The organism is Rhizobium sp. NPDC090275 (assembly GCF_044772225.1).
Lineage (GTDB): Bacteria > Pseudomonadota > Alphaproteobacteria > Rhizobiales > Rhizobiaceae > Rhizobium.
On record NZ_JBIVYL010000004.1, the window covers coordinates 295,178 to 304,126 of the forward strand.

The window sequence follows — 8,949 nt, forward strand, 5'->3', positions numbered from 1 at the left end:
CAACCTGATTACTCGACGTCGGCCGTCTGGCGCGTATCCAGCGAGCTGACCAGGATCTTGTCGATCCGTCGCCCGTCGAGGTCGATAACCTCGAAACGCCAGCCATCTTTGGTGAAGCTTTCGCCAAGCACCGGAAGGTGCTTCAGCTCTTCGAGGACGAGACCCGCGACGGTCTGATATTCGAGATCGTCGCCAAGCTTCAGGCTCATGAATTCCGCGAACTCGTCGATCGGCGTCCAGCCGGAGACCAGATAGGAACCGTCGTCGCGGCGCGCGATCGCCTGTTCGTCGATCGGGCCATCCTGCAGCGCGCCCATGATCGCTTCCATGATGTCGCCGGAAGAAATGACCCCTTCGAAGTGTCCGTACTCATCGAAGACAAGCACCATATGCACCGGCGATGTGCGGATCGCCTGGATGACGCTGATGGCGTTGGAGAGATCGGAGACGATCGGCACGTCCTGCGTGATCGCCTTCAGGTCGGCGGTGCCCTGAACGGACATGGCGTCGTAGAAATCCTTGACCGCAAGCACGCCCAGCACCTCGTCCGAGCTGCCCTTTCTGACCGGCAGGCGCGAGCGCTTGGTGTTGTGCAGCTGGGCGCGGATCTCCTCCAGGCTGTCGTCCACGTCGATGATCTCGACATCGCGGCGTGGTGTCATCAGCGCGCGTGCCGTGCGGTCGGCAAGCCGCATCACGCCTGATATCATGGCGGATTCTTCGCTTTCGATCACGCCCGCGGATTGCGCTTCTGCGAGAACCGTCTTGATCTCTTCGTCGGAGACATTGTCGCCGCCCTTGCCGGATTGGCCGAGCAGCTTCAGCACCAGCTTGCCGGAGGCATCAAGCAGCCAGACGAGCGGCAGCGCCATCTTCGACAGGACCGCCATGGCGGGCGCAACCTTGGCCGCGACGGCTTCAGGTTCGCGCAGCGCGATCTGCTTCGGCACGAGTTCGCCGACAATCAGCGACAGGTAGGTGATGGCGATGACGACGGTGCCGACGCCCACGGCATCGGCCACCGTCGGCGACATGCCTTGAAGCTGCAGCCAGGCCGTCAGGCGGCTACCGAGCGTGGCGCCCGAGAAGGCGCCGGAGAGAACGCCGACGAGCGTGATGCCGATCTGCACGGTCGACAAAAACCTGCCGGGGTTTTCGGCAAGTTTTATGGCTTGTGCGGCTCCTCTGCTTCCGTGATCGGCGAGAACTTTGAGGCGGGCGGGCCTGGAAGACACGACAGCCAATTCCGACATGGCGAGCACACCATTCAGGATGGTGAGCAAGACCACAATTCCAATTTCGAGAAACACAGGAGCCCTTGTTCGTTGACGATGATGACGCAAGATAGGTGTAATCACACCGGTTGCAAAGCGGCGGCTCCGATTTTATCGCGCGCGGAACCCGAGAATGCATCGTTGCCATGTGTTTGGTAAATTAGCGTTTTAAGTCAGAAGAGCTTAACTTTCGTCTGTTACACAACCTGCCATACTTGTTGCGATCACGTGTATGGCCGACGAAGAGATACTTCCACCAGAGATCCTGACTTCGATATTGATGCGAATGTTCGAGTTCGCACCGATCGCCATGGCTGTGTCTACCAGCGATACCGAGACATCCAGCTACCTCAAGGTGAACGACGCCTATCTCAGGCTTACGGGCCTGAAATGGGAGGATATCAGTGGCAAAACGCTGATTTCGGAAGGGGCCGCAATCAGCAGCCCGGCGCGCGATCGGCGCCATCGCATGCTCGCCGAAGACGGCGGCTACGTGCTGGAGGAAGTCGATATCCGCCATGCCGACGGAACGATCCTGCCGACGCTGATTTCCGCGCAGCGCACTGTCATCGATGGTGTGTCCTTCGATGTCGAAGTCATTCTCGACGTCTCCGCACGTGTTCGCCATCAACACGAGATCGAGCTTGCGCTCCGCGCTTCGGCACGTACCGATGCGCTCTCGGGCCTGCCCAATCGCGCCTGTTTCGATGAGGTTCTGGCCGAGCACCTGGAGCGGCGCGACGATACCGACAAGCTCCTGGCGTTGGCCTTCATCGATTTCAACGGCTTCAAGGCTGTGAACGACACGATGGGACACGCCGCCGGCGATGAGGTGTTGAGGATCATCGCCAGCCGTTTCCGAGACAGCTTCCGCGCCAACGATTTCATCGCCCGCATCGGCGGCGACGAGTTCGTCGTTCTTCTTGAGGTCGATCCCTCGCATCTGAACGACGTGGAGCTCACGCTCAAGGATGCGGTCGATCGCATCTTCAAGCCGATCGCCGTCGAAGGCGTGGTTGTCGAACTGGGTGCTGCTATGGGCGTCACCCTGCTGCAGCCCGAGGACGACGCGGCTTCCTTCGTCAAGCGTGCGGATAACTACATGTATCTGGCAAAGCAGACCGGTGATCGGCTGGCCATGATTTGGCTGGGGAAGACGGATAGCCATCTGGTAAAGGCAAAGGCCGTCACCGGTGCTACCGGCTGACAAGCGCTATTGTTGTGGCTTCTACTGCAAGCTTCAGTATTCTGCCGGTGCCGGAAGCTGGTCGGCGTTTTCCTCAAGTTCGGCCTGCGCGGCCCTCAGCGTTTCTTGCTCGCTCGGAAACGGGCTGCTGTCGACAGCGGGCAGTTCACCGCGCATATCCGTAACGCGGTAGAACCAGCGTTCGTCCGCACCATTGATCGTCAGCCGAAAGCGTCCGTGGCTAGCAAAGGCGCGACCCGCGTTGTCGCGTTGCCACAGACCATGATGACTTGTTCTTCTCTTGAAGAGGCGCATTTTCGCATCCTTTCAGTCGATTCCTCATCATCCAAAATACTATCCTTAGTAAGCTATTCAAGGGTACCGTGCCGCCTATGGTTTCATAGTTGTTACGAAAACGTCAGGCGCCAGCCTCGCGGACGAGAACTTTTACAACCTGTCGCCAGACACGGCCGGCAATACTTTCGCCTTTGCCGTTCAATACAACCACACCTCTGACAGTCTCCGACAAAGCCTTGCCGGACACCTCGGCGGTAATCGCATACTGTGCCGAAACAGGGCTGAGGCGCAGGCGTTCATGGGCGTTCTGCGGGTGAACTGCGATCTCGCCATGATATTCCGATGTCAGCTGTGGAATATCGATCTCGGAGGCGCCCGCCGAGGCGATGGAGGTGAGTTGCACGGGCAGCGAGGATTGCGTGAGATCGTCGGGGATGAAGTGGCCGCTGGCGCCGACTTCGAGGCGCCCCCGGTCGCCGCCGGACACGAAGCCGCGTGCCGCCATGCCGGACGCGCCGGCGATAGTCGCGAGCTGGTCCTTGCGGCTGATCCAGCGGCCGAGATGGACCTGCGGGTCGATGTCGATCACGGTGCCGTCGAACGGTGCGCGAACGATGAGCGATGCCTGCCGGCGCGCCAGCCCATCGCGCTTGGCCTCGAGTGCGGCCAGTTGCGATTGAAGGATGCCGCGATCGACGAGGTTTTGCGGATCGGCCAGCACGCGCGCCAGGCGGTAGCGCGTCAGCTCGGCCTCGATCTCGGTGGTGCGAAGTTCCTGCTGCAACTCGGGGCGGACGATGGAAAACAGTACGTCGTTCGTCTTCACGACATCGCCGCGCTTGATCCCGATCGCCTCGATCTTTCCCGGTTCCATCGGGAAAAGCCGCGTGAACTCGTTGGGATAAAGCGCCGCCGGAGCCGACACGCTCTTGAAGATCGGCAGCGAGAGCAGTGCGACGATGGCAAGGAAGATCGCCAGCGACAGATAGCTTCGTCTGCTCGTGATGATGTCATGGCGCATGGTCCACCACTCCCGGAGTTCGGACAGGATCGGCCGTAGAATGAAAAAGCCGATCTCGACGGCAAACAGCATCACGCCCACGATCTTGATGGTGAAGTGATAGACGAGGAGCGCGATGCCGAAATAGAGAAACAGCCGGTAGATTGTCGTGGCGATCGCATAGAGCGTCACGATCACGTCGAGTTTCGGACCGAAGCGATCGGGCCGTTCCTCGCCGGTGTTGAACAGGAGGTTCCGGATCCGCCAACGCAGATGCCGGAAAGCGCGGGGCTGCAGGTTCTCGACGCCAAGGAGATCGGCGAAGATGTAGTAGCCGTCGAAGCGCATGAAGGGATTGAGGTTGACGATCAGGCTGAGCACCCAGCCGGTCGCCGCAAGGACGAAAGCCGCGGATCGAAACGGCCCGTCAGGGAGAAACACCCAGAGAAGCAGCGCGAAGACGGCGATATGCATCTCGGTCAGCACGCCCGCCGTATCGATCTTCAGCCGATCGAAACGCGACTTCAGCCGCCACGCATCGCTGACATCGGTGTAGAGCAGCGGTACCAGCACCATGAACGCTATACCCATTGTGGGAACGCGGCAGCCATGGCGATGCGCGACATAGGCGTGGCCAAGCTCATGCATCGACTTGATGAAGCCGACCGAGATTACCGAGACCACGATGCCCTCAAGCGTGAAGATATAGGGAAACGTGCCGGTGAAGGCGTCCCACTGCCGGGACACCAGATAGAGGCCGAGAATGGCGGCGCAGATGGTGAAAGCATGGAAGGCCGGGCTGAATAGACCGGTGATGTAAGGGGCGGTCTTGCGGATGAAGCGATCCGGCCTGACCAGCGGAATGCGGAAGAAGAGGTAATTGTGGATCAGCCGCATGAAAAGCGAGTGGCGGCGCGTCGCGCTGGCATGAAGCGCGCGCCAGGTCGCGGATGCCGGCTCGGTCACGAAGAAGCTTGTCTCCAGCATCCGCATCGCGGCATAGATCTCTTCTTGCTCGGGAAGCCGCCCGAACTGCGCCTGTACGGCCTGGATGAGGCCGCGCAGCGAGCGTGCGAAGTTCCAGAGCGTCAGCAGCTGGAACATCTCGAATGTGATGCGGAAGAAGCGATTGCGGACCGGGTCGAGCACGATCCAGACCGGCTCGCCGGATAGGCTGGTGCCACCGCGCACGATCTGCAGATCCTCGCGCAAGGGCGGCAGCCTGAGATCGGGTGAGGGTGATACACTCATAGACCCAGCCGCTGCCGGATCGCGGCAATCGGCCGCCGGAACAGATAATAGGCCAGCGGTACCTTCTCGCCGAAGATCTGCGACGTCCCGCGAATACCGAGACGCAGGCCGCGCTCCGGCACGGCGTCAAATCCGGCATAGATGCGATAGGCCAGAATGTTGCCCTCGATCATCTGCGGATCGAAGGAGGATGATAGCGTTTTCGCCGCAACTGGATGCAGCGGATCGGCATCCAGAAAGGCGCTGACGGCAGCGCCGTTCTCGACCGCGATCGCGTCGGCCACCGGCACGTCGATGCGCAGTTGAACGCGCTTGGGGTCGGCCACTTCCATGACGCGTTCGCCGATCGATACCGGCCGGCCGATCCAGTCGCGCTTGTCGGTGAAGATCACCACGCCGTCGGTTTCAGCCTTCACGCTGGTGCGCGCCAGCATGTCGGCCGCGTAATCGCGCTTGGCCGACGCAACGCTCAATTCGCTTCGGGTCACCGCCAGATCGCGCCGGGCTTCCGGGTCGGCGATGGCGCGTTGGCTGATTTGCATCAGCTTCGCCTGCGCCACCTTCACATCCTGCTCGGCAACACGCAGCTCGTTTCGAAGGGCGGTGTCGGCCAGCCTGAAGAGCGGCTGTCCCTTGACGACGGTTGCGTTCGGATTGACGAGGATCTCCTCGATCGCGCCATCGAGCGGTGCCGCGACGATCTCCGGTGCGACAGGAACCACCTCGCTCGGCGCCAGCACAGTCATGTGGACGGGGATGAACATCGCGGCGATGGCCAGCACAGCAGCGGTGCCGATCAGCGGCTTGATCGGCAGATTGCGCTTCAGGCGCCGCGGTCCGCTGAGTGCCCGCCAGGCGTGGGAATAGGTCTCGGCCAACCGTTCGGCCAGCAGCAGATCCGCCTCCGGCCAAGGCGTCTCGCGCGCCAAAAGCATGCCTGCGAAGATATGGCCGTCGCGCAGCTGAAACGGCACCCAGGCCATGAAGCGGAAGGGATAGCTGTCCTGTTCGATCTCGCCGGGCGGGCAATAGGCAGGGAGGGTAAACGCCTTGATCTTCGCGAGCCCGGCTTCGCGCGACAGCTGCCTGATGACGCCTTCGACGAAGCGGATACGTGGCGCGTTTCGATCCACCGCGCCGATCGAGGACACCGTCTCGACCTTGAAGACGCCCTTCGGCACCGACAGCACGAAAATCTGCCTGGCCTTGGTGAGCTTCATCGTCTCGTTGGCGATCAGAAAGCGCAGTTCGCCGACGCTTTCGACACGGCGCGCATCGGCCTCGATCCTGAGCAACAGTTCGTAGGCGTGCTGGGCGGCGGCCGCTGCCGGTGGCTGAAGTTTTATGGGATCGCTGGCTGGCTTTTCGACACCTTGCATCTGCGTATGCCTACTCACTCGGGATTTTGAACACTGTGGGGCCGCTCATCCCCGGCAGGACGCCGGTGGCCTGGCCGGAAAAGCGCCCGGTCACCTTCACCGTCTGGCTGACCGGATCGACGGTCGCGCCGATGCGGATAATATCGACCGGCAGGGTCTTGGCCGTCTCGTCGACGCTCAATGAAAACGCTTCGCCTTCGCGCAGCCAGCGCAGCCAGACGGAGGGAACGAGCACATCGACCAGCAAGTCGTTGCTGGCGACGATATGCATGATCGGGCGGCTCGGTTCCGGCGTTTCATGTGCGTGGGAGGGCATGGCGCCGATCCGGCCGTCGAAGGGCGCCCTTATCGTGCAGCGCCCAAGCTTGCTGCGATAGGCATCTGCCTCGCCCGCGGCCTGGTTGGCCTTGGCGCGCGATATGTCGACCTCGAACTTGCCGGCAGCATTCGAGCGCGCCAGGCGTTCGTCGTTGGCAACGGCGATCTGGGCGGCCGCCAGCGCCGCCTCGGCGGATTTGAGCTGGGCCTGGATATCCCCGCATTCGAAGGTGGCGAGGATGTCGCCCTTGTTGAAGCTCTCGCCTTCCTTGAAGGGCAGGGTGGCGATGGCGAAGCCGAGATCGCTCGATATGGAGGCTTCATCGGCGGCGCGGACGATGCCGCGCAGCCCTTCCAGCGATGCCGTGGCATCCGCCGCATCATTGCCGGCGGCGTAAGCTGCGCCACCTGCCAAGAGCTGTATCATCAGAACGGATGCCGCTAGGTGCTTCATCACGGTCTCCCATGCCGGCGGTTATTTGGCCGCAACGAGGTCTGTCTTCAATTCACCGCGCTCCAGCCACATGTCACGCAGCTCGCCAGCCATCTCCTTGACGGGCTGGGTGGTGCGCAGCGTCTGCGGGAACGGATCGATGCCGAGCGATGCGTAGATGTTCGCATAGGCGTTCTGCAGGTCGGCATAGGCCATATCGAGCTTCGCATCGGCCAGCAGCGCGTTCATCTCCTCGCGGATCAGCATCTGCTCGCTGGTCTTCTGCGCGTCCGTTTCGGTACGCACCTGCGTCAGAATCCGGTGCGAGACGTTGGAGAGAGCAGCTGCCGTCGAATAGGAATGCTTCAGGTGCGCATAGCGGGCGCGGCTGATATGGACCTGCGTCATCACAGCCATCGCGACAGAAAGCGAGCGCGTATCCAGCATCTGCTTTTCGGCCTCGATCTTCTTGTTGACCGCCGGCAGTGTCGCGAGCTTCATCAGATTGAAGCTGACCTTGGCGCCCCACGACACCCAGTCGTTGGTGGCGATATAGTCGTTGGAATCGTAGTTCGGGCCAGCGTAAAGGTTGATGCCGGGCAGCAGGTCGAGCAGCGCCGCATCCACTTCGCGCTCGTTGATCCGCAGCCGGTAGGAGATTTCGCGCATCTCCGGGCGGTTGGTCGCGGCGATATCGAACATCTCCTGCGATGTGTAGCTGATCTTCAGCTGCGTATCGCGGCGCTTGGGAACCTCGAGCGTGAATTCCGTGCCGGGCTTCACGTTCATCAGCGCGGAAAGCTGCGTCTTGGCGACCAGCAGCTCACCTTCCAACAGCTCCACCTCGCGCTTGACCTCGATCAGCTCGCGCTCGTAGGTCAACGCCACCAGTGGCGATGTCTCACCGTTGGACGAAAGATTGCGGGTGTCCTTAAGCGCGCGGGCGACGCGGCCTTCCAGCGCTCGCATGCGGCCGACGAGACGCTGGTAGCTCACCGCGCGCCAATAGGCCGTGCGCACATCCTCGATCACCTTGTTGACCATCCGCCGCTTCATCTCGTCCTGAACCAGCACCTCGTCGGTCGCCTGCTTGGCGCGCACGTAGGAGAGGCCGAAATCGAGGATGTTCCAGGAGGATGTTAGGTCGGCTGTAACAATACTATCATCGCGAGTAGAGGCCTCGGTGGGGTCCGCTTCGCTGCGGCCGGCATACCCTGCGCCGGCTACAATCTTAGGCAGTGCGGAATAGCTCACCAAATCCGCCTCCCGCAATTTTAGCGCCGCCTGCATAACCTCTACCTTCGTGTCAAGATTGTATTTGAGGGCTCTTGCCATGGCTTCGTAAAAGTCCACCTTATCGGAAATGGGCTCCTGATTGGCGGTGGCAAGGGCAAGTCTCTCCTTGCCGAAGTTTGCATGCGCTTCCGGGGGCAGCGGTTTCGGGGTTACGGTGCATCCTGTCGCAATCAAACTGACGGAAACCACTAGAAAGACTGGGAGTTTCATTCCATTCATTCCTCGAACCTGTTCCGTATACGACTAAGCCGCAGGTAGCTCATGTCTACGGATATGCAATTGCGGGGCGTAAATTCGGCAATCAGAACGCGCTTTAGCAATACGAAACTGTCGTCTGAGTACGTTCAGTCTTTGCTAACATGGTTAATCAACACTTAACAAAACACAATTTTTCAGGGCATTCTTTATTGACCTGTGCTAAATGATGTGTCGGATGGGTACGATGATGCACTCCTGCCATGGTTGATTTAGTATGAACTAATTCCTGCTGGTGAAAATTAGGGAATTGTTAATTC

7 protein-coding genes are annotated in these 8,949 nt (G+C 60.7%); 1 reads left to right on the forward strand and 6 read right to left on the reverse strand.

Annotation, left to right across the window (positions count from 1 at the left end; translation table 11 throughout):
* Positions 1-8 precede the first annotated feature (8 nt).
* Positions 9-1,310 (reverse strand): hemolysin family protein, encoded by a 1,302-nt coding sequence (locus ACIQUB_RS12680; RefSeq protein WP_047504742.1) that lies wholly within the window; start codon positions 1,308-1,310, stop codon positions 9-11.
* A 250-nt stretch (positions 1,311-1,560) separates the two neighbouring features.
* Here ACIQUB_RS12680 and ACIQUB_RS12685 point away from each other — a divergent pair, with 250 nt between their 5' ends.
* Positions 1,561-2,481 (forward strand): GGDEF domain-containing protein, encoded by a 921-nt coding sequence (locus tag ACIQUB_RS12685; RefSeq protein WP_402929906.1) that lies wholly within the window; start codon positions 1,561-1,563, stop codon positions 2,479-2,481.
* A gap of 33 nt (positions 2,482-2,514) precedes the next feature.
* Here the strand turns inward: ACIQUB_RS12685 and ACIQUB_RS12690 are convergent, their stop codons facing one another.
* From ACIQUB_RS12690 to ACIQUB_RS12710, 5 genes are all read right to left on the reverse strand, one after another.
* The gene (locus ACIQUB_RS12690) at positions 2,515-2,775 is read right to left on the reverse strand and encodes a hypothetical protein (protein WP_047504739.1); all 261 of its coding nucleotides are present in this window, start codon (positions 2,773-2,775) and stop codon (positions 2,515-2,517) included.
* Between the two features lie 103 nt (positions 2,776-2,878).
* Positions 2,879-5,008, reverse strand: a complete 2,130-nt coding sequence (locus ACIQUB_RS12695) for an HlyD family efflux transporter periplasmic adaptor subunit (RefSeq protein ID WP_402929908.1) — start codon at positions 5,006-5,008, stop codon at positions 2,879-2,881.
* On the reverse strand, positions 5,005-6,387 hold the full coding sequence (locus ACIQUB_RS12700) for an efflux RND transporter periplasmic adaptor subunit (protein WP_402929910.1): 1,383 nt from the start codon (positions 6,385-6,387) through the stop codon (positions 5,005-5,007). The genes ACIQUB_RS12695 and ACIQUB_RS12700 overlap by 4 nt, the downstream gene beginning before the upstream one ends.
* Before the next feature lie 10 nt (positions 6,388-6,397).
* The gene (locus ACIQUB_RS12705; RefSeq protein ID WP_402929912.1) at positions 6,398-7,159 is read right to left on the reverse strand and encodes an efflux RND transporter periplasmic adaptor subunit; all 762 of its coding nucleotides are present in this window, start codon (positions 7,157-7,159) and stop codon (positions 6,398-6,400) included.
* A 21-nt stretch (positions 7,160-7,180) separates the two neighbouring features.
* Entirely contained in the window at positions 7,181-8,644 is a 1,464-nt protein-coding gene (locus ACIQUB_RS12710; protein WP_402929914.1) for a TolC family protein, read from the reverse strand.
* Positions 8,645-8,949 lie beyond the last annotated feature (305 nt).